The 24,618-nt window shown below is 36.6% G+C and carries 22 protein-coding genes; 11 read left to right on the forward strand and 11 right to left on the reverse strand.

Annotated elements, in window-relative coordinates; all coding sequences use genetic code 11:
- Positions 1 to 211 precede the first annotated feature (211 nt).
- Complete coding sequence (locus BCF58_RS07795) at positions 212 to 877, reverse strand: DUF2461 domain-containing protein (protein ID WP_121461998.1); 666 nt, start codon at positions 875 to 877, stop codon at positions 212 to 214.
- Positions 878 to 1,151: 274 nt separating this feature from the next.
- Between BCF58_RS07795 and BCF58_RS07800 the strand changes: the two genes are divergently transcribed.
- The 6 genes from BCF58_RS07800 to BCF58_RS07825 all read left to right on the forward strand — a co-directional run bounded on the left by BCF58_RS07800 (position 1,152) and on the right by BCF58_RS07825 (position 7,739).
- Entirely contained in the window at positions 1,152 to 2,846 is a 1,695-nt protein-coding gene (locus tag BCF58_RS07800; protein ID WP_121461249.1) for a DEAD/DEAH box helicase, read from the forward strand.
- Positions 2,847 to 2,997: 151 nt separating this feature from the next.
- Positions 2,998 to 3,636: a DUF47 domain-containing protein gene (locus BCF58_RS07805; protein WP_121461250.1), complete on the forward strand. Its 639-nt coding sequence runs from the start codon at positions 2,998 to 3,000 to the stop codon at positions 3,634 to 3,636.
- Between the two features lie 13 nt (positions 3,637 to 3,649).
- On the forward strand, positions 3,650 to 4,792 hold the full coding sequence (locus tag BCF58_RS07810; protein WP_121461251.1) for an inorganic phosphate transporter: 1,143 nt from the start codon (positions 3,650 to 3,652) through the stop codon (positions 4,790 to 4,792).
- A 101-nt stretch (positions 4,793 to 4,893) separates the two neighbouring features.
- The gene (locus BCF58_RS07815; RefSeq protein ID WP_121461252.1) at positions 4,894 to 5,865 is read left to right on the forward strand and encodes a polyprenyl synthetase family protein; all 972 of its coding nucleotides are present in this window, start codon (positions 4,894 to 4,896) and stop codon (positions 5,863 to 5,865) included.
- A 73-nt stretch (positions 5,866 to 5,938) separates the two neighbouring features.
- Positions 5,939 to 6,892: a GSCFA domain-containing protein gene (locus BCF58_RS07820; protein ID WP_121461253.1), complete on the forward strand. Its 954-nt coding sequence runs from the start codon at positions 5,939 to 5,941 to the stop codon at positions 6,890 to 6,892.
- A gap of 82 nt (positions 6,893 to 6,974) precedes the next feature.
- Complete coding sequence (locus tag BCF58_RS07825; protein ID WP_121461254.1) at positions 6,975 to 7,739, forward strand: TatD family hydrolase; 765 nt, start codon at positions 6,975 to 6,977, stop codon at positions 7,737 to 7,739.
- A 76-nt stretch (positions 7,740 to 7,815) separates the two neighbouring features.
- On the opposite strand, the gene BCF58_RS07830 is transcribed toward BCF58_RS07825, so the two are convergent.
- Both BCF58_RS07830 and BCF58_RS07835 read right to left on the reverse strand, forming a co-directional pair.
- On the reverse strand, positions 7,816 to 9,108 hold the full coding sequence (locus BCF58_RS07830; protein WP_121461255.1) for a DEAD/DEAH box helicase: 1,293 nt from the start codon (positions 9,106 to 9,108) through the stop codon (positions 7,816 to 7,818).
- A gap of 85 nt (positions 9,109 to 9,193) precedes the next feature.
- Positions 9,194 to 9,682 carry a DUF6438 domain-containing protein gene (locus BCF58_RS07835; protein ID WP_121461256.1) on the reverse strand — a complete coding sequence of 163 codons (489 nt, stop codon included), beginning with the start codon at positions 9,680 to 9,682 and terminating at the stop codon, positions 9,194 to 9,196.
- Positions 9,683 to 9,838: 156 nt separating this feature from the next.
- Between BCF58_RS07835 and BCF58_RS07840 the strand changes: the two genes are divergently transcribed.
- Together BCF58_RS07840 and BCF58_RS07845 are read left to right on the forward strand one after the other, a co-directional pair.
- Positions 9,839 to 10,978, forward strand: a complete 1,140-nt coding sequence (locus BCF58_RS07840) for a hypothetical protein (protein WP_121461257.1) — start codon at positions 9,839 to 9,841, stop codon at positions 10,976 to 10,978.
- A 116-nt stretch (positions 10,979 to 11,094) separates the two neighbouring features.
- Positions 11,095 to 11,826, forward strand: coding sequence for a methyltransferase domain-containing protein (locus tag BCF58_RS07845; protein ID WP_121461258.1), 732 nt, complete (start codon positions 11,095 to 11,097; stop codon positions 11,824 to 11,826).
- A gap of 59 nt (positions 11,827 to 11,885) precedes the next feature.
- Here the strand turns inward: BCF58_RS07845 and obgE are convergent, their stop codons facing one another.
- From obgE to BCF58_RS07860, 3 genes are all read right to left on the reverse strand, one after another.
- Positions 11,886 to 12,869, reverse strand: a complete 984-nt coding sequence (gene obgE, locus BCF58_RS07850) for a GTPase ObgE (RefSeq protein ID WP_121461259.1) — start codon at positions 12,867 to 12,869, stop codon at positions 11,886 to 11,888.
- Positions 12,870 to 12,949: 80 nt separating this feature from the next.
- Positions 12,950 to 13,528 (reverse strand): adenylate kinase, encoded by a 579-nt coding sequence (locus BCF58_RS07855; protein WP_121461260.1) that lies wholly within the window; start codon positions 13,526 to 13,528, stop codon positions 12,950 to 12,952.
- Positions 13,529 to 13,654: 126 nt separating this feature from the next.
- Entirely contained in the window at positions 13,655 to 14,209 is a 555-nt protein-coding gene (locus tag BCF58_RS07860) for a phosphoribosyltransferase (protein WP_121461261.1), read from the reverse strand.
- 335 nt (positions 14,210 to 14,544) lie between these two features.
- Between BCF58_RS07860 and abc-f the strand changes: the two genes are divergently transcribed.
- Entirely contained in the window at positions 14,545 to 16,134 is a 1,590-nt protein-coding gene (gene abc-f, locus BCF58_RS07865; protein WP_121461262.1) for a ribosomal protection-like ABC-F family protein, read from the forward strand.
- A gap of 95 nt (positions 16,135 to 16,229) precedes the next feature.
- Here the strand turns inward: abc-f and BCF58_RS07870 are convergent, their stop codons facing one another.
- Positions 16,230 to 16,814 carry a hypothetical protein gene (locus BCF58_RS07870; RefSeq protein WP_147462045.1) on the reverse strand — a complete coding sequence of 195 codons (585 nt, stop codon included), beginning with the start codon at positions 16,812 to 16,814 and terminating at the stop codon, positions 16,230 to 16,232.
- A 208-nt stretch (positions 16,815 to 17,022) separates the two neighbouring features.
- Between BCF58_RS07870 and BCF58_RS07875 the strand changes: the two genes are divergently transcribed.
- A complete protein-coding gene (locus tag BCF58_RS07875) occupies positions 17,023 to 18,309 on the forward strand; it encodes an adenylosuccinate synthase (RefSeq protein WP_121461264.1) in 1,287 nt (428 codons plus the stop codon).
- Positions 18,310 to 18,345: 36 nt separating this feature from the next.
- Here the strand turns inward: BCF58_RS07875 and BCF58_RS07880 are convergent, their stop codons facing one another.
- From BCF58_RS07880 to BCF58_RS07895, 4 genes are all read right to left on the reverse strand, one after another.
- The gene (locus BCF58_RS07880; protein WP_121461265.1) at positions 18,346 to 18,894 is read right to left on the reverse strand and encodes a TIGR02594 family protein; all 549 of its coding nucleotides are present in this window, start codon (positions 18,892 to 18,894) and stop codon (positions 18,346 to 18,348) included.
- A gap of 14 nt (positions 18,895 to 18,908) precedes the next feature.
- Positions 18,909 to 19,736, reverse strand: a complete 828-nt coding sequence (locus tag BCF58_RS07885) for an N-acetylmuramidase domain-containing protein (protein ID WP_121461266.1) — start codon at positions 19,734 to 19,736, stop codon at positions 18,909 to 18,911.
- Positions 19,737 to 19,755: 19 nt separating this feature from the next.
- On the reverse strand, positions 19,756 to 21,615 hold the full coding sequence (locus BCF58_RS07890) for a hypothetical protein (RefSeq protein ID WP_121461267.1): 1,860 nt from the start codon (positions 21,613 to 21,615) through the stop codon (positions 19,756 to 19,758).
- Between the two features lie 80 nt (positions 21,616 to 21,695).
- Positions 21,696 to 23,306 carry a hypothetical protein gene (locus tag BCF58_RS07895; protein WP_121461268.1) on the reverse strand — a complete coding sequence of 537 codons (1,611 nt, stop codon included), beginning with the start codon at positions 23,304 to 23,306 and terminating at the stop codon, positions 21,696 to 21,698.
- A 392-nt stretch (positions 23,307 to 23,698) separates the two neighbouring features.
- On the opposite strand from BCF58_RS07895, the gene BCF58_RS07900 reads away from it, so the two are divergent.
- Positions 23,699 to 24,538 carry an energy transducer TonB gene (locus BCF58_RS07900; protein WP_121461269.1) on the forward strand — a complete coding sequence of 280 codons (840 nt, stop codon included), beginning with the start codon at positions 23,699 to 23,701 and terminating at the stop codon, positions 24,536 to 24,538.
- Positions 24,539 to 24,618: the final 80 nt, after the last annotated feature.

Consider the following 24,618-nt stretch of genomic DNA (forward strand, 5'->3'; position numbering starts at 1 on the left):
TTAAACTAATGTTAAAATTATTCAACTGTAATCGATTGACTTTCAGTATTTGATGTTTATCCTTCATTTATTTATAAAGAACATTGAACGTAATGGTAATTACAGCTGAATCATCCTTATAATTTTATACCCCCGGCTTTAAGCAAAAAGTTGCTTAAAGCCGGGGGTATAATGTCATATAAAAGTGTATTGAAAATATGTCCTTTACATTCTATAAGAACGGGGCATTTAAAAAATCATTCAGGGGCTTCATCAGCTTGAAAATCTTGGCCAGATTTTTCACTGCATTTTTATCAAGGGCTTCTTCGTCTTTTAAATGATAGACTACAATAAAATTTTTCAGTTTTAAAAATTCCGCCATCGGGTCTTCTTTTTCGAAGCCTTGAGGCACTTTTTTCAGCTTGTCGTCTTGGTCCAGTTCCGGAAAATGCTTTTTAAAATCTTTCTGATTTAGGATTTTAAGAAAATCCTCGCCATATAATGAAATTTCTTTACGCACCTCCTTTAAAACTGAAGATTCAGGCATGTAAATTCCTCCGGCAAGAAAAGATTTGTTGGGTTCTAAATGAAGATAATAACCGCCTTTCTGACTGCCTTTACCCATTCCCAAAGAAGCTCCGAAGTTGGTTTTGTAAGGAGATTTATCTTTTGAAAATCTCGTGTCCCTGTAAATTCTAAAAAGGGATTTCTTAACGTCAATTTTTGATAATTCTTCGTCGAATTCACCCATTTCCTTAATAAGATCTTCTAAAAAAGCAATGACATTTTCCTGAGACTCTGTATAAAGTGCCTTATTTTCATTGAACCATTCGCGGTTATTGTTTTTAGTTAACTTTTTTAAGAATTCAAATGTTTTTGAAGAAATAATAGCTGACATTTTTTTTAATTTTATCCAAATGTAATTAAATCCGTTCATACCCCAAACGCTATTCTTCCTGCATTTTATATTTTTTCAAAAAAATATTTCCAATAATTTGATTATGAAAATATTGCTTGAAATGTTATTGAATGCACAGTAATAAAAATATGTTTTTTTTGAGAAAATTTTAAAATGAACCAGGTTTTTCAAAATAAAATTGTTGATCTCGTAATATTAGCTGAGATAAAATTCAAATATTAATTGTATATTTGCAGAAATTTTATAATATTTAATGAATTTATTTACGGAAACCAATTTAAGTCCTGATATTCTTAAGGCGATTGGTGAAATGGGCTACGAAAGCCCGACAGAAATCCAAAAACAGACTATCCCTTTTATTCTTTCAGATATTCGCGATCTAATCGCACTTGCGCAGACAGGGACAGGCAAAACAGCAGCATTTTCGCTTCCGATTTTGGATATGATTGACGATACGAGTCGCAAAATCCAACTTTTGGTGCTTTGTCCGACACGAGAATTATGTCTTCAGATTGCTAAAGACATAAAAAACTATTCTAAATACATGCAAAACATCAAAACTACTGCGGTTTATGGTGGAAGCAGCATTACAGAACAAATGAGATCTCTGAAGGATAAGCCTCAGATTATTGTAGGTACTCCGGGAAGAGTAATTGATTTGATCAACAGAAAAGCCCTTGATTTTTCAGCCATTCACTGGTTAGTATTAGACGAAGCCGATGAAATGCTTTCCATGGGTTTCAAAGACGAATTGGAAACCATTCTAAGCGAAACTCCTGAAACAAAACAAACATTCTTATTCTCGGCTACGATGAATAAAGAAGTGGAGAGGATTTCTAAAAACTATCTTACAAAGCCGCATCGTATTTCTGTAGGTTCTATTAATGAAGTTAAGAAGAACATTACCCACGAATATTATGTAGTAGGATACCGTCAGAAAAAAGAAGCTCTTAAGAGACTCATCGACGCCAATCCTAACCAATATTCCATTATTTTCTGCAGAACGAGAATGGAAACCCAGGAAGTGGCAGATTTCTTAATGCAGAACGGATATGCGGCGGATGCGCTGCATGGAGATCTTTCTCAGGCGCAGAGAGATACGGTGATGAAGAAATTCAGATTGAAAAATATTGATATTTTGGTAGCCACTGATGTTGCGGCAAGAGGGCTAGACGTAAACTCTCTTACTCACGTTATTCACTATTCTTTACCAGATGATCCTGAAGTATTCGTTCACAGAAGCGGAAGAACAGGTAGAGCAGGAAAAGACGGAATATCAATGGCATTAATCAAGCCTGAAGAAAGCAGAAAATTAAAGCAGATCAAATTTTCCACAAAAATTGATATCAATGAGAAGGTAATCCCGACAGGAAACGAAATCATTAAAGCTCAGGTGGAAGGTGTTTTTGAAAAACTGTTTACTGAACACGAAGATCTGTTCGAATTTGATGATAAGCTGATTCCGGATTTAAGCAATTTTACAAAAGAAGAGCTTGTTCATCAGCTATTACAATTCCAATTGAAGGATCTTGCATTGTACTATAAAGATAAGCATGATCTTGTTGAGCAGAAGTTCAGCAGCAGAGATGATGACTTCTCAAGAAGAGACAGAAGCCGTGACAGGGATAGAGGAAGAGACCGCGATCATGACAGAGGAGGAGACAGAGGAAGAGACCGTGGAGGAAAACCTAGAAGAAAGAACGAAAATATGGTGAGATTTTTCTTTAACTTGGGTAAAAAAGATCAGTTGAAGAAACTGGATGTTTTAGATATTATCAATAAAGCGACTGCCGGAAAAAGTAAAAAAAGAGCGGAAATCGGAGATATTGAAATTTTAGAGAAATTCTCTTTCTTTGAAGTTGAAAAATCATTTAAAGGAGACCTTTTGAGTAATATTCAATCCATGAAGTTCAGAGGAAAAGATATGAGAGCTGAAGAAGCGAATTAATCCTTTCCTAAACTATATAAAACCGGCTTTTAAGCCGGTTTTTTTATTTGATATTCAGATGTTAAGCCAATGTTAATAAAACTTAACATAAGATTGTTTCAGGTACCGTGCTTTTTTAGGAAATTTGCAAACAAATTATAAAAACTTTACAATGGGAATTGGTAATATTTTCCACGCTTTTCAACCAAAAGATAAAATCTTCTTTGTACTTTTTGAAAAAGTAACTGAAAATCTAGTTGCAATGTCTGAAGAATTCAATAATGGAGTAAAAGACTTTGATCTTAACGATGACTCTATGTTGAAAAAAATGAGCGACTACGAACACAAAAATGATGAACTTACTCACGAGATTTTCGTGGAATTAGGGAAAAACTTCATCACACCGTTCGACCGTGAAGACATTCATACACTAGCTACAGGATTGGATGATATTGCAGATTACATTTACGCCTCCACAAAATACATTTTCCTATATAAATCACCTTTAATGAGAGCATATGCAGACTTCTCATTATTAATTCATAAAGCTTGCCTTGAAATCCAGAACGCAATGAAAAACCTTAAAGGGTTTAAAAATATGGAGCAGGTGAAAGAAGCTTGTATCAAAGTAAATTCTATTGAAAATATTGCAGACGATTTGCTTTCCAACTCCATGGTAGAATTATTTGAAACCAATGATGCGATCAACATCATCAAAGTTTCATCTGTATTGAACTACCTTGAAATTGTAACAGACAAAGCAGAAGATGTTGCCAACACGATTGAGAACATCATGATTAAATACGCCTAAACAATAATAACACATGGAATTTCCGGTTTTACTGATAGTTATTATTGCTTTGGCGCTGATCTTTGATTATATCAACGGATTTCATGATGCAGCCAACTCAATTGCAACTATAGTTTCTACAAAAGTATTAACTCCATTCCAGGCTGTACTTTGGGCAGCATTATGGAACTTCGCGGCTTTCTTTTTAGCGGCGTACGTCATTGGAGAATTTAAAATTGGTAACACGATTGCCAAAACGGTAAATGAAAATTTTATCAATCTGGAAGTTATATTTTCAGGCCTTATAGCAGCGATTTCCTGGAACCTTTTAACATGGTGGTTTGGAATTCCTTCATCATCATCGCACACCTTGATCGGTGGATTTTTAGGAGCAGCTTTAACACATGCCTTTATGATGGATTATCATGATGTCTTAGCAAGTCAGCCTGATCTTGGCTTTATAGATACTGTTAAGCTGGCGTTTCATCAATTAACGACCCAGGATGTTGTGAAATTTAACAAAGTGATTCCCATCTTTTTGTTCATTTTCATGGCTCCGATCATAGGGATGATCATCTCGATCATTATTACATTGATTATTGTTCACCTATATAAAAAATCGAATCCTCATAAAGCCGATAAATCATTCAAGAGATTACAGCTTGTTTCTTCCGCTTTATTCAGTTTAGGGCACGGTTTGAACGACGCCCAGAAAGTAATGGGTATCATTGGAGCAGCATTGATCTACTATCACGTACAGGTATTGAATGATCCTGTTTATGTAAATCTTGAATCTGCGGCCCGTTTCGATTATTTTGCCGAACATTACCTTTGGGTACCTTTGGTTTCCTTCCTGGCGATTGGTTTAGGAACAATGAGCGGCGGATGGAAGATCATCAAAACGATGGGTACTAAAATTACCAAAGTAACTTCTTTGGAAGGGGTGAGTGCTGAGACAGCAGGTGCTATTACATTATTTATCACAGACCATTTCGGGATTCCTGTATCTACAACACATACGATTACAGGATCTATTATCGGGGTAGGTTTAACGAAAAGAATTTCTGCCGTAAGATGGGGTATTACAGTAAGCTTACTTTGGGCTTGGGTATTAACGATTCCTATCTCTGCGATCGTTGCAGGAATTACTTATCTTTTGGTAACCTGGTTATCTTAAATTAACAATTGAATCCCAATATAAAACTTTGCCCCACAGGCAAAGTTTTTTGTTTTATAAAGCCCTGAAAAATTGTATTTTTGTTGAAATTATAGCATTTTATGGAATTTTTAGACAGATACCAGCAAATGGTTGCAGACGCCATTACCAAATACACCTTCAAAGACAAGCCTACTGAATTATACGAACCTATGAACTACATCATTTCTCACGGAGGAAAACGCCTTCGTCCGATCATGGTTCTGATGGCCTGTGATTTATTTGGTGGTGATCTTCAACAGGCAGTAAAACCTGCTCTGGCTATCGAGTTTTTCCATAATTTTACTTTGATCCACGATGATATCATGGATGAAGCCCCGTTAAGAAGAAACAAACCTACCATTCATACACTGCATGGTTTAAATGTAGGGATTCTTTCCGGAGACGGATTGATGCTGAAAGCGTATAAATTCTTTGAAGACCTTGAGCCTGAGATTTTCAAGGCGTGTATCAGGATTTTTACCCATACCGGACTTTTATTATGTGAAGGTCAACAGTATGATATCAATTTTGAAACCCAGGAAAATGTGACCTATGATGATTATATCAGAATGATTACCTACAAAACGGGGGTTTTAAGCGCATCTTCTTTTGAAATCGGAGCTTTGATCGCAAGAGCGAATTTTAAGGATGCTAAAGCAATCTTTAATTTCGGAAAACATATTGGAATCGCATTCCAGATCATGGATGATTACCTGGATGTATTCGGAGATCAGGCACAGTTCGGGAAAAAGCATGCAGGAGATATTTACGAAAATAAAAAAACAGTTCTTTATTTGCTGGCAAGAGAGCACGGAACTGAAGAGGAAAGAAAAGAACTGGATTACTGGTATTCTAAAAAAACCGATAACATAGATAAAGTATACGGAGTTGAGAAGATTTTCAGAAGGACTAAAGTAGATGAAAAAGCTTTACGTTTAATTGAAAAACATAATGAAATCGGACAGAGCTATCTTCAAAAAATTGATATCCCTGAGGAAAAGAAAAAGCCGTTCATAGAATTGGCGAATTATTTATTGAGAAGAGAAAGTTAAATTTAGGGAGCAGGTTTTAGGTCGTAGGTAATAGTTAGCTGCAACCTTATAACTGCAACCTAATCCCTATACAATGAAATTCAGAACAGAAGTTGACATTCATGAATCGGAGTACAAAATAGAAATTGAAGATAAAATATTTTCAATCGGTTCTTGTTTTGCTTCAGAAATGTCAGATTTGTTCAAACAAGGACAGCTTCAGACCGTTAATAATCCATTTGGAACCATTTTTAACCCGTTTTCGATCAATAACTCGATACAAAGGCTCCATGATTCGGAATTTTATACGGAAGAGGATTTAATCACGTTTAATGATGAATACATTTCACTGGACCATCATACAGGTTTTGACACACGATACATTCATCAGACCTTAGAAAAGATCAATGCCAAAATAGTTGAAGGCAATCAATTTCTTCAGGAAACCAATTGGGTGATCATTACTTATGGGACTTCATTTATCTATGAATTTATTCCTAAGAAAAAACTGGTGGCCAATTGTCATAAAATTCCGCAGAAATATTTTGAGAAGAGACTTTTAACGCAGCAGGAAATTACGGATTCTATCTATAATACCATTTTAAATCTGAAAGATATTTGCAGAGATGATGTACAGATTCTGTTCACCGTTTCCCCGGTTCGTCATACCAAAGACGGAATGGTTGAAAATCAGTTAAGCAAATCTAAATTGATCACTGCCATTCATGAAGTGATTTCAGGATTAGAAAATTGCCATTATTTGCCTATTTATGAAATGGTAATGGATGATCTCCGCGATTACCGTTTTTATAAAGAAGATATGATTCATCCGAATTCCCAGGCGATCAATTATATTTTTGAAAAATTTGGGAAAGCTTATTTTTCTGAAGATACCCAGGATTTCATTAAGGAAAATTTCAAGATCAATAAAGCTCTGGAACATAAGACTGAAGATCCAAAAGATCCGAAATATATTGAATTCAAAGAAAAACTGAATCACAGAATTGAAGTTCAGAGGAAGAAAGTAAAGCATAAAATATTTAGATAGTTTTGAGTTATTAGTCATGAGTTATTAGTTCATAAACAATACTCGCAACTCATAATTCATATCTTATAATTCATAATTCAAAATGATTGATACACATACACATTTATACGCAGAAGAATTTGATGAAGACCGAAAAGAAGCTATTCAAAGAGCTCTGGACAAAGGAATCACGGAATTTTATCTTCCGGCGATAGATTCCGAGTCTCATGAAAAAATGCTTCAACTGGAAACAGAGTACCCCGGACAAATTTTTTCCATGATGGGATTGCATCCTTGCTATGTAAAGCCGGAATCTTGGGAGAAAGAACTGGAAATTGTAAAAAATTATCTTGATCAGAGAGATTTTCCTGCAATAGGTGAGATTGGGATTGATCTGTATTGGGATAAAACGACATTAGACATCCAGGTGAAAGCTTTTGAACAGCAAATTGACTGGGCTATTGAAAAAGATCTACCTATCGTTATTCATACCCGGGAAAGCTTTGATGAAGTATTTGAAGTGCTGGAAAGAAAAAAACATGCAAAACTTCGCGGGATCTTTCATTGCTTTTCAGGGAACCTTGAGCAGGCAAAACATGCCATCGATCTGAATTTTATTTTGGGGATCGGGGGAGTCGTTACTTTCAAAAATGGTAAAATAGACCAGTTTTTGCATGAAATTCCGCTGGATAAAATTGTTCTGGAAACGGATTCACCTTATCTGGCACCGGTTCCGCATAGAGGAAAACGTAATGAAAGTGCTTATCTGGATCTGGTAGTGGGTAAGCTCGTGAATATCTATCATATGGATTTTGCTGAGATCGACAGAATCACTACTGAAAATGCAAAAAAAATGTTTGTTATATAAAGGAGCAGGCTTTGATCCGTTCAATGAAAAATAAAGCTGCAAAACTTAAAAAGCTTTCCGGTCCGGAAAGCTTTTTCTATTTTTTTCTTGTGAAATTTTTATTCTTAGGTTTTTTATACCCCGCTGATACCTCAGGGTTCTTTTTATTGTTCCTGGATTTTGAAGCAGGAGAGGGTTTAGGTCTTTCCGCTTGTGCAGGAACAGGCTTATTGTTGGAATCTCTTTTTTGAGCTACCAGATTATCCGTATGGAAAGGATGATCTTTGATGACAGGAATCTTCATTCCGATCAGTTTTTCGGTATTTTTTAAGTTCAACAAATCTAAACTATCAACAAAAGAAATTGAAGTTCCTTCAGCACCGGCTCTCCCGGTTCTTCCGATCCTGTGAACATAGGTTTCGGAAACATCAGACAGCTCAAAATTAATAACGAATTTCAGTTCGTCAATATCAATTCCTCTTGCTGCGATATCGGTGGCGATCAGTACTCTTGTTGTTCCGTTTTTAAAATTATTGAGTGCATTCTGGCGGGCATTCTGAGATTTGTCACCATGAATAGCCTGTGCCGAAATATTACTTTTTACAAGCTTTTTGGTAATTCTGTCTGCTCCGCTTTTGGTTCTTGCAAATACCAAAACCGATTCTGAAATATCGTTTTGAAGAATATGGGTAAGAAGATTCAGCTTATCCTCCCTTTCTACAAAATATACAGATTGTTTGATCGTTTCTGCCGTAGAAGAAACGGGGGTGACTTCAACTTTTACAGGCTGGTGTAAAATGGAATCGGCTAATTTCTGAATTTCTGCCGGCATTGTAGCTGAAAAGAAAAGCGTTTGTCTTTTCTGGGGTAAAAGTTTGATGATTCTCTTTACGTCATGCACAAAACCCATGTCCAGCATTCTGTCCGCTTCGTCAAGAACGAAAATTTCAATATTTTTTAAGCTGATAATTCCCTGCGAAATAAAATCAAGCAGTCTTCCCGGCGTTGCCACCAATATATCGACTCCTTTTCTTAAGGCCGCTTCCTGATTGCCTTGCTTTACACCTCCGAAAACAACAAGCTGTTTTAAAGGCAGATATTTCCCGTAGGCATTGATGTTTTCTTCAATCTGTATAGCCAATTCTCTTGTAGGAGTAAGAATAAGGGCCTTGATATGGCGGTTAGGCGTTTTATTATTGGTTAAGTTCTGTAAAATAGGAATGGCAAACGCTGCCGTTTTTCCGGTTCCCGTTTGTGCGCATCCCAAAAAGTCTTTACCCTTTAAAATTTCTGGAATGGATTTTTCCTGAATAGGGGTGGGATTGATATATCCTTGGTCCTGAATTGCTTTTGCAATAGGCTCTATTAAATGTAAGTCTGTAAAATTCAAATGAATTGTTTTTTTAATTAAAATAAAAATTCCTTCAATTCGAAGGAATTTGATTCTGCAAAGGTAGTTTAAATATTTTAAAGGATTATTTTACCTTGTTCCATTGTTGATTATGTTTCAGATCTTCAAAGAACTGATAAAGCTGTGCCAATTTTTCACTGCCGTTTTTCCCGTAATCCTCTACATTTTTAGAACTTCCGTCTGCAAAATTAATTCTGAGGTAAGAGGTAGGTAGATCGGTAATATTGTTATTTCCATATTTATCGTTCAGGCTTTTAATATTTAGAGTGTCCAATAATGAAATCAGCTTGTTATAATCTGTTTCTTTAATGGTGGTTTTAAAAGTTCCTTCCCGTTCTTTGGAAAACTCGGCCTTGGAAGGGTTTTTTGTAAAGTTAAAATGTTCTGCTTCCAGCACGGCAGTCCTGTCCGAATTGATTGTCATTTTGAAGATAGGGCAAAAGCCAAAACATGCACCTGCTTCATATTCAATGACGGAGTATTTTGATTGTGCTTTTTGAGTATTGCATGAAAGTAAGAGGACAAATGCGAAAAGGCTTAATACGTATTTCATAATTCAAATTTGATAGAATCTGTCAAGAACTGTTCCAAAGCAGAGACTAAAGTTTTGTTAGTATGAATAGGTAGGGATCATATAATAATTGCTATGAATTATATAAATACTTCTATTTTATAGGGTTTATATTTACGAAAAACCAAATAATACCTTATGAGAAAAATTATTATTTTGCTGGGAGCGGTTTCGGCTCTTGGCGCCAATGCACAATCATGGAATCTTTCGGGGAATACGGGAACAAATCCAAGTACGGATTTTATAGGAACTACGGATAATCAATCTTTAGTTTTTAAAACCAACAATACAGAGAAAGTAAAGATAACACCTAATGGAAGATTTATTTTTTTTAATGTGGCTACACCAGGACAGGTTTGGGATAAGAATCTGTTTTTCGGTGGAGGAATAGATAATCCTACAGCAACAGGAAATGTTGTCTTTGGAATAGGAGCATTTACCCAAAATACTGTGGGAGGTGGAAATACGGCCTTGGGAAATAATGCGATGTCTCTTATGACGGGGGGAGATTTTAATGTTGCTCTGGGTTTGAATAGTATGAGAAATACACAAAGTGGTACATACAATACTGCGGTAGGAATGAATGCGCTGGAAAATTTTAAGTCAGGTGACGGGAATACATCTGTAGGAACAGGTTCAATGGCCTTAGGTAACTTAATCGGTAATAACAATGTAGGATTAGGGCTTAACGTTTTAAGATATTTAAATTCAGGAAACAACAATGTAGCTATTGGAGCAGATTCATATAGAGCATTAGCTACCGGATCGAATAATGTAAGTTTAGGTTTTTCAAATGCCAGATATATTACATCCGGAAATAATAATATTTTTATTGGAAGCAATATTACTCCTTATAATACCACCTCACCTAATAATGAACTTAATATCGGAAACTGGATCGTAGGAAACAATGGAACTATAGGAATAGGAACATTTACAAATCAATTACCGGCAGATGGAGTAGCATCCGATGGAAATAAATACAAGCTTTTTGTAAAAGACGGCATCAAAACAGAAAAAGTAAAAGTAGATGTTTCTTCTGCCAATGGCTGGGCAGATTACGTTTTTGAGAAAGACTATAAGCTCTTACCACTAAATGATCTGGAAAAATACATTGCTCAGAACGGTCATTTACCTGAAGTTCCTACAACAGAAGAAGCCATGAGGAACGGCATTGAATTAAAAGAAATGAATATTCTGTTGCTGAAAAAGATTGAAGAACTCACGTTGTATATGATTGAACAGCAAAAGCGTATTGAAGCTCTTGAGGCAAAGTAAGGTAAATTTGTTTTATATTTGCATGTAACACTATCGAAGTGTCATAAAACCTTAATATAAACCGTTTTTTAAACGGATTTGTAAACAGTTTTACAGTCTTTTAAAAACATTTCCTCATGTATAACTTTTTAAAATCAGTGGCTAAAAATTTAATTCCTGAAAAAATACTTATCAATAATGAAGAAAATTTCAGAAAATTATTAGCGCCTTTCTATAAAGGAAATAGTAATGAGTGTAATGTTTGTGGAACACAACTGAAGGGGTTTGCAGAATTGCCAAACGGGGAAAAGATATGTCCGGTATGTGGTAGCCTGCCAAGGGCACGAAGGCTGTATAAGCTTTTGGAAACAGAATTTTTACAACCGAATATCTCTTTTCTTGATTTCTCTCCTTTCAGAGTCCTGTATAAAAAATTAAAGGCTAAAAAGAATATCCGGTATTTTTCTTCGGATTATGAAGATGATTTTCTGGCAGATTATCACTTTGATATCAGAAATATAGATGCTGAAAATGATAAATTTGATCTTATTACATGCTATCATATTCTGGAACATGTTATCGAGGATACGGAAGCCATGAAAGAGCTGCACAGGGTATTAAAGCCGGGAGGTACTTTACTGGTACAGACACCTTTCAAAGATGGGGAAATTTATGAAGATTATAGCATTACAACTCCCGAAGACAGGCTGAAATATTTCGGACAGGATAATCATGTGAGGATTTATTCCGTGTCAGGATTGGAAAACAGATTAAAGGAGGCCGGTTTAACAACTGAAGTCAGGACTTTTGCTGCTGATCATTTTTATGGGCTGTCGGATAAAGAAAGAATAATCATTTGCAGGAAATAATAAAACCTGCTTTATAAAATAAAAGGATAAACAAAACTGTTTATCCTTTTTTATTTGCTCTATCCGTGTAATTTCTTCCAGATAGCATCTTTCAATTCTGTGAGTCCTTCTCCGGTTACCCCTGAAAAAAACAGAGGCTGTCTGTTTTCCGGAAATTCTGCAGCTATTTCCTTCTTCAGCTCATCATCCAGAAGATCGGATTTTGAAATGGAAATAAGAAAGTCTTTATCAAGCAGTTCAGGGTTGTATTCTTTCAATTCATTTTCAAGAATTTTGAATTCCTGAAAGTGGCTTTCGGAATCTGCAGGAATTAAGAAGAGAAGGATGGCATTCCTTTCAATATGTCTTAAAAATCGGTGTCCAAGTCCTTTTCCTTCTGCAGCTCCTTCAATAATTCCCGGAATATCGGCCATTACAAAAGACTTATAATTTCTGTAATCTACAATTCCTAAGTTAGGAGTTAATGTCGTAAAGGCATAGTTCGCAATTTTAGGCTTTGCGGCAGATACGGAAGCCAGAAGAGTAGATTTTCCGGCATTCGGGAATCCTACCAATCCTACATCTGCTAAAATTTTAAGCTCAAAAGTGATATATCCTTCTTCACCCGGAAGTCCCGGTTGTGCATACCTTGGAGTCTGATTGGTTGAAGATTTGAAATGCTCATTTCCTAAACCACCTTTTCCTCCATGCATCAGGATAATCTCCTGTCCGTCTTCTAAAATCTCACCGATAATTTCGCCGTCCTCATTTTTAGCAATCGTACCAATAGGCACTTCAATATAAACATCAGCTCCGAAAGCTCCTGTCAACTGATTTTTACCACCGTTCTCACCACGTTCCGCTTTTACGTGACGGGTATAACGGAGAGGAAGTAAAGTCCATTCGTGAGCATTCCCTTTCATAATGATATGTCCACCTCGTCCACCGTCTCCACCATCAGGACCACCTTTTGGAATATATTTTTCACGGCGGAGATGCGCAGAGCCTGCACCACCATGTCCGCTTTTACAATGAATCTTTACGTAATCTACAAAATTTGACATTTCTTATAATTAGGAGTGATGAGTTATGAATTATGAGTATGAATTGTAAAAATTTATAACTCATCACCCACAACTTTTAACTATTTTATTTTTTCTACTTCAGCAAACAATTTTTGAGCAATTTCATCAATTTCTCCAACACCGTTTACTTCTACATATTTACCTTGCTGCTTGTACAGCTCGGCAACTTCTGCTGTTTTTGTATAATATTCTTTAATCCTGTTTTCAATGATCTCTACATTGCTGTCGTCGGATCTTCCGCTGGTTTCCCCTCTTTTTAATAATCTTTCAACGAGGATCTTATCTTCTACGATCAGAGAAAGACAGATATCAATCTCATCATTCAGTTCTTCTTTAACGATTGTCTCCAATGCTTCAGTCTGGGCTACAGTTCTTGGATACCCGTCAAAAATAAATCCGTTCGTATCAGTAGGTTTTCTGATCTCGTCGATCAGCATATCTGTTGTTACCTGGTCCGGAACCAATTCTCCTTTATCGATGTAGGATTTAGCCAGTTTTCCCAGTTCAGTATCGTTTTTCATGTTGTATCTGAAAAGATCACCGGTAGAAACCTGCTTTAGGTTGAATTTTTCGATCAGATTTTGTGCTTGTGTTCCTTTTCCACTTCCTGGAGGGCCGAACAGAACAATGTTTATCATAATGTTGAAGGGCTTCTGGCAATTGGCGGTTTGCTTTTTTGCTTTTAGCTATTTTTAAGTTATTATTGAATGTATTTCTTTATTCTACTTTTTAGGCTAAAAGCTATCAGCTCATAGCCAACAGCGTTAATGATTGATTTGTCCTTCTTCCAATTGATATAAATTGGGTAAATTTCTTCCTAATTCATCATAATCCAATCCATAACCAAGAACAAACTTATTTGGAATTTCTTTTCCAATATAATCAAGCTTGAAATCTTTCTTATACACTTCAGGTTTCAATAAGAAAGAAGCCAGTTTTACGGACTTCGGACGTTGTGTTTCCTTGAAATATTTAAAAAGGCTTTCCACCGTATTTCCTGTATCTACAATATCTTCCACAAGGATAATATGACGGTCTTTCACATCTTTGGTAAGCTCCATTTTCTGGTAAACAATCCCCGTAGATTCTGTTCCTGCATAAGAACTCATCTGGATGAAAGCAATCTCGCAATTTCCCGGGTAATATTTCAAAAGATCAGAAAAAAACATGATTACGCCATTCAAAACACCAATGAAAACAGGAACTTCGTCCTTGTAATCCTCATAAATTTTTAAAGCTGTCGCTTTTACAATCTCCTGAATTTCGGCGTCCTTCAGATAAGGAACAAAAGTTTTGTCGTGAACTTGAATGCTTTCCATAAATAAAATTAGTAGGTGGCAAAGTTACGGATTTTTGATGAAAATATTTTCCTGTTTTATTTCAAGTTCCGAAAAGGATTTAAGTTGAAATGTCATTCTGAATGAAACAAAGTGGAGCGAAGAATCTATCTGACAGATTATGGGATAGAGGATAAGAGATTCTTCCTTCCTCAGAATGGCAAAAACTGAAACATAAAAAGCAAATTTAAAAGAATCACTATCTTTGTCCTTTCAAACCCCAAAATATAAGACATGTAGGATACAGTTTCTTTCAGATTTAATTGAATAATAACCATTCGTGCTATTGACGTTTAACCTTAATTAAGAAAGAAATCATGCTTTTTCTACATCATATATCCTTTGGGTTTCCTGCGGGAAATCTGCTTTTTAATTCTATAAATTTAACGATACCATCTCATACCAAATCGGCTTTGGTCGGAAGTAACGGCATGGGAAAATCTACCTTACTGAAATTGATTGCCGGCGAAATTGAACCTCTGGAAGGAAATATCAATATTCAAGGTGATCTGTTGTACGTTCCGCAAATGTTCGGGAACTGTAATTATTTGACCGTTGCAGAATGTTTGAAAATTGAGAAAAAGTTAGAAGCGCTTCAAAAAATCACTAATGGCGAAGTGGATGAAATCTATTTTGAAACATTGAATGACGACTGGGATATTGAAGAACGTTGTCAGAATGCTTTACAATACTGGAAACTTGAAAATGTTAGTGTACATCAAAAACTGGAAAGCTTAAGTGGCGGTCGAAAAACCAAGGTCTTTCTTGCCGGAATTCAGATCAACCAACCGGAAATTATTTTGCTTGATGAACCTACCAATCATCTGGACTTGGAGGGAAGAAACCTGTTGTATGATTTTATTGAAAAAACAAGCTCAACGGTTATCATTGTCAGTCATGACCGAACTTTACTGAATCTGGTTGATACTATTTTTGAATTAAGCAATCAGGGAATTTCTACCTATGGCGGGAACTATGATTTTTATGCTGAACAGAAAGAAATCGAAAATGAAGCCCTGCAAAACGATATTCATTCCAAAGAACGGGCGTTGAAAAAGGCCAAAGAAAAAGAACGTGAAACAATGGAACGAAAACAAAAACTTGACGCAAGAGGAAAAGGAAAGCAGGAAAAATCCGGAGTGGCGAGAATTATGATGAATACACTCCGGAATAATGCGGAGAAAAATACTTCCAGATTAAAAAGCGTTCATGCCGAGAAAATCAATGATATTTCCGGTGACTTACGGGATTTGCGCTCGTCTGTGAGGAATGCGGATCAGATGAAAGTGAATTTCAATGACTCGAATTTACATTCGGGGAAAATTCTGATTTCTGCGGAGGAAATTAATTTTAAATATGAGGAAGAAAATCTTTGGAAAGAAAATCTCAGTCTTGAAATCCGAAGTGGAGACAGGATTTGTATCAAAGGTTCCAACGGTTCCGGGAAAACAACATTGATTAAATTGTTATTGGGAGATTGGGAGCCCTCTGCAGGGAAAATTACCAGAGCGGATTTTCAAACGATTTATGTTGACCAGGAATATTCTTTAATTGATAGAAATTCTACCGTATATGAATTTGTCCAACAGTTCAACGACAATGCCATGCAGGAATTCGAAATAAAAACCTTTTTGTCAAGATTTTTATTCGGAAAGGAAACGTGGGACAAAAAATGTAATGTTCTGAGCGGCGGAGAACGCTTGCGGCTACTTCTATGCGGGCTTTCCATCAGCAATAAAGCTCCCGATATGATGATTCTCGATGAACCGACGAATAATTTAGACCTTCAAAATGTGGAAATACTTACGAATTCTATTAAAGATTATCATGGGACTTTGGTGGTGATCTCGCATGATGAGGTGTTTCTGGAGGAGATTGGAGTGAAAGACGAAATTTTGCTGATTTAAAATTAAAAACAGAATTATCTGCTTTTTGCTTTTTTCGTAGGAATCCAAACGGTTGAATTGTGAAAACCTTATTTGGATTCCTATAGAAGAAATGATTATTTTATTTTAATGTTGGGTAATGGATAGGTTCCCACTGCTTCTATCCATTGAGTGGAATTATTTTTAAAATTAGTAAAAAAGGCATTCATATTTTCTTTATAACCTCTTTCACTTACAGCGAAAAGTAAAATACCTTTATTGTTTTCTGTGACCAGTTTATACCGGTAAATATTTCTTTCGGCGACTGTTACTTCTTTGCCGTCTTTAGAGTTCTCGCTAACGAGGAAATCCAGGATGTATTCTCCATTATTTTCATATATCTGATAATTGACTAAAGGATTGGCCTTTTTCATTTCTTCAAGTTCAGTCACTTTTTGATTAATAACATCTTTAATATCAAAGTTCCCTCTTACAAACTCAACTAATACTAATGTGTTATATTTTTCAATATTTTCATTTGAACTTAGATATTCCTGTTTAAAATAATTTTCGTTGGGATGTGAACTCCATGTCAAATTATACACTTTAGAGCCAATTATAATCGGTCCCGGAACATTCAGATAGTCGGTTATCTTATTTTGAGCATGCAGGGAAAACAATGGAAGTAAAAGAAAAAGAAAAATTTTTAATGGCTTATTCATGGTTTCTAGTTTGTTGAAATCAAAGATACTTATTTTTATTGTGAAGTTTAGAGAAACAAAAAAACAGATTCTAAACAGATAAATTGTCAAGTTATCATTGTGGGAAACCGTAACCATTTCCACCCACCCAAAAAATAAAATTCCCCTCAAATTTGCTCACCCAATTTTTTAAAAGTAATTTTGCATGAATCTAAAATAAAAGTAAAATATGTCAACTTACGTAGTTGTAGGTCTTCAGTACGGAGATGAAGGTAAAGGGAAAATCACGGATGTTTTATCGGCCAAATCGGATTACGTTGTACGCTTCCAGGGGGGAGACAACGCAGGTCACACCGTTTATGTAGGCGATGAAAAATTTGTTCTGCACCTTCTTCCTTCAGGAGTTCTACAGTGCAAAGGGAAATGTATCATTGCGAACGGAGTAGTGGTCAATCCTAAATCTTTCATTAAAGAAGTTGGACAGATTGAGAGCAAAGGCTTACGAACTGACCACATTTTTATCAGCAGAAGAGCGCATGTGATCATGCCTTACCACATTTTATTGGATACCTACCGTGAGGAAGAGCATGGGGGAACACAGATCGGAACTACCAAAAAAGGAATCGGACCTTGCTATGAAGACAAGATTGCAAGAGTGGGGATCAGAATGGTAGACCTTTTAAATCCTGAAATTTTAAGAGAAAAAATTGAGAAAAACTTAAAAGTTAAAAACTCTCTTTTTGAAAAATATTACGGAAAACCGACATTAGACGTTGAAGAAATCTACAACGAATATGTAGAAATCGGAAAACAGCTTCAGGACAGAATCGTTGATACGGAACTGGAATTGAATGAAGCGATCAGAGACGGTAAAAATGTTTTATTCGAAGGCGCTCAGGCTTTGATGCTGGACATTGACTTCGGAACCTATCCGTATGTAACTTCATCTTCTCCGTCAACTGGAGGAGTTTGTACAGGAGCGGGAGTTCCGCCTACCTCCCTTCAAAACCTCATAGGTGTTGCGAAAGCATATTGTACAAGAGTAGGAAACGGGCCTTTCCCATCTGAATTGGATAATGAATTGGGTGAGAAGATCAGACAGATTGGTGGTGAATTCGGGGCTACAACCGGAAGACCAAGAAGAACAGGCTGGTTGGATTTAGTTTCTTTGAAGCACGCTTGTATGATCAACGGGATCAATAATTTAGTAATTACCAAATTAGACGTTCTTACAGGAATCGATACCTTGAAGATCGCTACGAAATATAAAACGGAAGACGGAAAAATCATCGATTACTTCACTTCTTCCACTACAAAATTATATGACTACGAAGCGCTTTACGAAGAACTTCCGGGCTGGACTGAAGACATCACGAAGGCGAGAAGCTATGATGAGCTACCGGACAATGCTCAGAAATACATCGAGTTTATCGAGCAGTATTTAGGAATCAACGTTTACCTTGTTTCTGTAGGTCCTGAAAGAAGCCAGAACATCATCAGAAAAGAATTATTCTAAGATAAAAAGAAAATCCTGCGAAAGCAGGATTTTTTATTAGGCCTCGTTGCTTGAAACGGTGCCTGAAGAAGAAAGTGAAATTTTTCTTACATTAACGGGTTGGTTGATATAGTTGGGCCTTCTGGCAGTATAAAGCCGTTTTTTTTCAATTCGGGTAATGCATACTTTATCACTTTGGTTTCCTCCCAGTACATGGAAGCAGGAAGCGTCTTCACCTACATACAAACCTACGTGTCCGCCGCCATTTCGGATAAACACCAAGACATCACCTAACATGGGAGTGGGAGTATGTTTCCCGAAATTTCCCCAGTTCAATGCCCAAAGTGGATCTTTAACGATCTGCTTAGAACTCCTTTTAGCCACTACCGCCATAAAAAGCCCGCACCAGGGAATAGAGTCGGCATTATAGAACTTTTTAACACCATTGTACATCGGGTCTTGTCCCACCTCCTGTGCCCAGGATAAAATGGTAGCATTATTGGCTGCGCCGGGTATTTCCGTAGTGCCATAAAGGTTTAACGCCTGTTTGATCATGATAGGCCCGTTCTCTTTGACAAGCCATTCATATTGTTTTGAAAGTGCCATGGTTATAAGTATTTTTAGTTTTTGGAATATTTAGCGTATGCTTTTGCAAGCTTTTCATCATACTTATTGAGCTTATAGCCGCCACCGTTATAACCTTTTGCAAAATTTGCCCAGTTTTTATTTCTTAAATGAATTAAAAGCCCGTTCTTTTCAAGGAATTTTCCGAATGCTTTCAAATGTTCCCCTTCATTGATCTCCATCTTGGAAACAAAATCATTCACATCTGCATAATCCAGGTTTTTAGCATGAAATCCCATGATCTGGAATGATCCCCATGAAGCGGAACACAATGCTGCGTCTTTAAATTTCGGGTCATTTCCCAATGAAATGGCTTCATTGAGCCTGTCATACTCTTTTACGCCTCCCTGATAATAAATTTTAGTCCATTTAGGATACAGAACATCTTTATTATTGGCATTGTAATAGGAGCTTGGGTCAATTCCTCTTTTCTTCAGTTCGTTCCAGAAAATGTGCCCTTCAAATAAAATCTTAGGCTTATTGTTGATCAGGAATCCTTTTCCGCTGCTTTCAATTTCGTTGACAGCTTTTACGGCGGCTAATTCAAGCCCGTATTGACTGGCAAAGCTGATAAGATCGCTTTCCTTTAAAAATTTGTCTATGGAGTTAACAGGGGTGGTGGTTTTTTGAAGAAGTACTGTCCACGTTTTTACGCCAACAATTCCATCCACTACCAAAAAATTTTTCTTTTGGAAATCCTTTACGGCGGCATCTACCTCCAAAGTAAAAGAATCAGAGATCTTAATAGTATATCCTAGTTTATGAAGAAGCTCACAAAGGGTGAGAACTTCCGGTGATTTTGTATAATATTTTAAAAGTTTCATGGTTTTAGTTTTTAAGGGGTTATGAGTTCATAGGTATTTTAGGCATTCTTTCGCAGATCATGCCGATCAGGAAGAAGGATTTGAATTTCACTTCCTCTCTTTGAAGCTTATATTCCAGAGTCAATGGATTGGCATTCGTAACACTGAAATTCTGTTGCAGCACAGCATAATCATCAATTCTGAGCTCAATACTGTAATCACCGATAGGAATAAACTGGTTGATGATTCCCACCTCATTGGATTCGATCTCAAAAATCCGGTTGTTATTGGTTCCTTTGATCGAAAGTGCACATTTATAAATAGGCTCGTTATTCATTTTATCAAGAACCTTGAACTGCACATTGGCTCCTGTAGGTGGTGGAGGTGGCGGAGTAGTTGGGATAGGGGTTGTCGGATACTTTGGTCCCCACGTTCCCCAAGGAACTTTAATTGGAGTTGGGGAAGGTGTCACGGGTTTTGGTGTTGGTTGTACCGGACTTGCTCCATGGGTTCCTGGAATCTTGATTCCGCCCATCATTCCACCAAGATTGATTTTGTTGGCAAAAGCAGTGCTGGCCGCGGCTTTCATAGCTTCAGGTGCCGGTTCAGCGGCTGGTTTTACAGAGATGTCATTGGCCGGGGCCATTTTTACCGTTTCAACGGCAGCTGTTTTCTTGGCCATATAATTAAGCTGATCAGACTTTATGGTCTTTACATTCGTAATGGCTTTTAAAAATTTTTGATTATTGTTTTTGTTCACAAAAACCTGCTGTTTCATCACCAGCGGGCCAAAATACACCAGTTGATTCGGATTGCTTACCGCTTCACTATTGATGGCCGGATTCAAAATGATCTTAAGGTTTTTCATCAGGATCATGGTTTTGGGAAATGCAGGAAGTTTAAAATCATTGGAAATCGTCTGTCCGTCTGATATCTTTTTAGGCTCATTCCACTCAAATACGGAAGACAGCATAAAGTTTTTATTGAACCAGCTTCTTTTTAAATGAACAAAGGAATACTCAAGTTCCACTGCCTCGATCATACTTTCATCATAATCAATAGACATGATTTCCGAAGGCAGGTTTTCAGTAGCATTTTTAGCTTCAGAATGTAAACCGTCCAGTTCCGATTTTTCAATCCGCATGCTGTTCCATCCCGATTCGTTTTCCATAAAATCATAAGGGATAAAATTGATATCATGTATGGATGCCTGGTTGATAACATCCGTTTTTTCTGCCGCTTCAAAAGTGTTTCTGGCATTTTGAGCCATGGCTATATACAGATCAGCTTCCGTTGCTTTATTGATCTTGGCAAGCTCTTTTTCGATTATATCTTTATTGCCTTTTACTTTCCATTCGGAAAAGGCAAGTTCTTTTATATTGTTGAGGTGGATCAGCTGATCATTCCAGTTGTTTTTTTCTTCATCCGTATCCAGCCCGTCAAATAATTCCAAATGGGAAGTAATATTATTGACTGCTGTTTCATGGTTGGTCCGATACTTTTTATAGGCTTTAAACTCCTTCGTATCATTGTTTTTAGCATCAAAAAGAATGGTGCTTTTTGTTTCTAATACTTTATCCAGGTGTTCTTCAATATTTTTCAGGTTGTTTTTTTCAAGAATATCCCTGTAGATATCGAATAGGGAATTATTAGGGTTGAGATCCCAGAAGTTGGGAGAAATAGGAACAGAGTTAAGCTCATAAGCCATATTCTGTTTTTTAATGATGGAAAGAGCTTTTTTCTGTTCATCATTAAGCAGGCTTTGAGGTTTCAATAATTCAAGCTCTTCATTCTCATAGATTCTCAAAGACGGGCAGATCATCGGTAAATCGTTTTCCATGGAACTTTGAGACATATATATGTTTTTCAGCTTCTGGTAAACGGCAATAAAATATTTCATGGCTATTAGTTTTGGGTATTGGTTTTTGGAAATAACCGACAGGAAAAACTCCTGCCGGTTACTCATTTATAGAGAAGATATTATGATTTTCCGTCTGTCCACTTCTTGATCTCCGGATTTGGGTTTGGAGATTTTGGAACTACGTGGCATTTGTAACCGATGATGTAGATCCCATCTGAAGTTAACTTTTTACCATTCCATTTGGCATTGGATTTTACATCCTGGTTGTCATAGCTGTAGCTGCCTCCGAATACGAAAGGTCCGATTCCCACCGCTGCTCCTGAGCTTACTGAGTTTTTAACATCCGTGAATGCTGTACTGTTGTTGGTGAAATCTAAAGAAACATCTTTAGCAATGATTAATTCCGTAATGATAGAAGGCATCAATCCTTTACCTTTACCATCGCTGATCATATCTCCGTTTAATGCTTGTGGAGATTGCTCATGTAATTTCCAGTATTTGGATTCTACGAATTGTTGATTGAACCAACCTCTTTCCACTCTTACTTTTCCTAATTTGAAAGAGATTTTCATATTAGTGTAATCTGTGTTTACTTTGGTTTTCTCGTGTTTTCCTCCACCTTTAGCTCCTATAGAGAAAATTCCCATGCTGAATCCTCCTGCAGCACTCCAGTTATGAACCGTTTTTGAATAGTCATAATTAGATTCACCTTCGGTAATGGTAATAGTAGGCCATCCTTTAGATTCTTTTAATGCATTCGCTGCAACCGGGATAGAAGGAGAGTAGTTGGTGTAATCCAGAACTCTTGTTCTCTGGCTGTTTCTGAACTCAGACTGGATTCTTTTCTTGATGACAAGCATGTGTTTCTCTTCAATTTCACTCAGATAATTCTGGATTCTTTCCACTGCTTCTTTATACCCTAAAGATTGCCATGCTTTTAAGGCTGCATCTTCACGTTTTTTCATGTTTTTACCGTCGATGGAAAGTTTAGCCATAGCTTCTGCGTCCCCATTATCGGCAGCCGTTCTGATTTCGTTGTTAGCATCTACCACATCGTAATATTTCATTTGATATTCGATGTATTTTGCGTACGTTGGAGATACGAAAGTGTGGAAGATTTCCGGCTTGTTCATATCATCGATAGGTGCGTTTTCATCAAAATCAGGATTTTTTAGTTTTTTAATTTTGAATAATTTATCTCTTAAAGAGTCTAATTTCTTTTCAACCTTTTCATCAAACTGGGTGTCTACAACTACCGACCATTGTAAAAGATCCTCATATACTTTAGAAACTCTTTTCTGAGAATCATTCATAACACTCATGATAGTCATTGATCTTCCGTTTCCGTCTGGTGTAAGAGGGGGAAGCTGAGAGGGAACGACATCTACCATGGCAGCAAATTGCTCCATTTGAAGATATTTTCTGAATTTGCTGTTAGATAAAGCATTTTGATACGCTTCCATATCTACTTTAGGATTTCCGTTGGCATCAAGGATCGGTTTTCCTGTCCCGTCAAGCATTGGTTTTGGTGATGGAGCATCTCCGAAAAGCCCGTTAAGTGCATAATCGAAAGTATCTTCAGAAAGAGTAATCCCTACCGGGTCAAAGGCGATGAAATCATCTGGTCCCAAAGAATCAGGATTTCCTCCGTTAGTTACAGTGTCATAAACTTGCTTTAATAGCATACTCATCAGTGAGTTTGATTTTGCTTCTTGTGTTAAAGTTGGCATAATTATCAGTTTTTAAATAGTGCTTACTCTGTTAGGTTTTCAGCTTACCCTTTTTTGTTTGTTTTGTATGGTACAAATGTATTCCGGGTCCGGAAAAAATATCTCAGTATTTTTCCGATTTTGGGGGTGTGGTTTTTACTGTTTTTAATTTTATGTTGATTTTTTGTTAATTATTAATGTTTATTGTTGATATGTGAAAATTGTAATGGTCTTATTGTTAATAGGTTGTTATTATATACATAGTTAAATTTAACATACATGTATAAAATTTTATAAAATGTTATTGTTTTGGTAAAATTTTGGCAAATGTTTTGATATCGATATAATACTTATTAATAAGAATTGAAAAACTAATAATCACAAGTATTAACAGTTTAAATATTTTACTAGTGATGAAACACCTACAACACAACCAGGAATTTCGCTTGAATGAAATCCTTTTTGAGCATCGTAACAAGGAATACGGTGCCTATGTATTAAGAAATGAATCAGACAGACTACTAACGAAAGCACTCTTTGTAGGTGTTGGTTTATTGGCTGCGATTTCAATTACTCCAATGTTGATCTCTACATTTAAAAATGATGTGCCAACAGAAGGCCCAGGAGGAGTAGTTATTGAATTTGTTGATCCTGTTGTTCCTGATGTTCCAGAAACACCGCCGGTACAACCTGTTCAGCCGACCGCTCCGGAACAACAAACATTTAATAGTGCTGTTCCTACACCTTCAAGCAATGCTCCGGATGAACCCATAAAAGATATCCCAGAAACGGCTAAGCCCGGATTGGTTGATAATTTTAAGCCTGAACCAAATCCATCAGATACTTATGTTCCTACAACTTCAAATACAGGAATTGGACCTATTGTGCCTGAAGTAAAGCCTCAACCACCTGTAGAGAAAACAGATCCCAATAAAATTGCCGATGCTGGAGAATTGAGTAAAGAAGCCGACTTTGTAGGGGGAATCAATTCATTTAGAAATAAAGTCATCAGTAATTTTGACGGATCCGGTTTTGAAGGAAGCGGAGATTTGATGAAAACAACCATTACCTTCATTGTGGAAACCGACGGAACTATTTCCGGAATCAAAGCCAATGGAGGAGATGCAGATTTCAATAATGAAGCCATAAGAACCATTAAGTCTGTAAAAGGAAAATGGGTTCCCGGAAAAAATAAAAAAGGAGAAGCCGTAAGAAGTTATTTCAAATTTCCGATTTCCATGAAATTCGAATAATAATAGTAAATACAAATCTTGAACAGTTATCCACAAAGAGCTATTTTTTGTGGATAATTTTTTTAATGTATAAAATCCTT

The sequence above is a fragment of the Chryseobacterium defluvii genome (assembly GCF_003634775.1).
Taxonomy (GTDB): domain Bacteria; phylum Bacteroidota; class Bacteroidia; order Flavobacteriales; family Weeksellaceae; genus Chryseobacterium; species Chryseobacterium defluvii.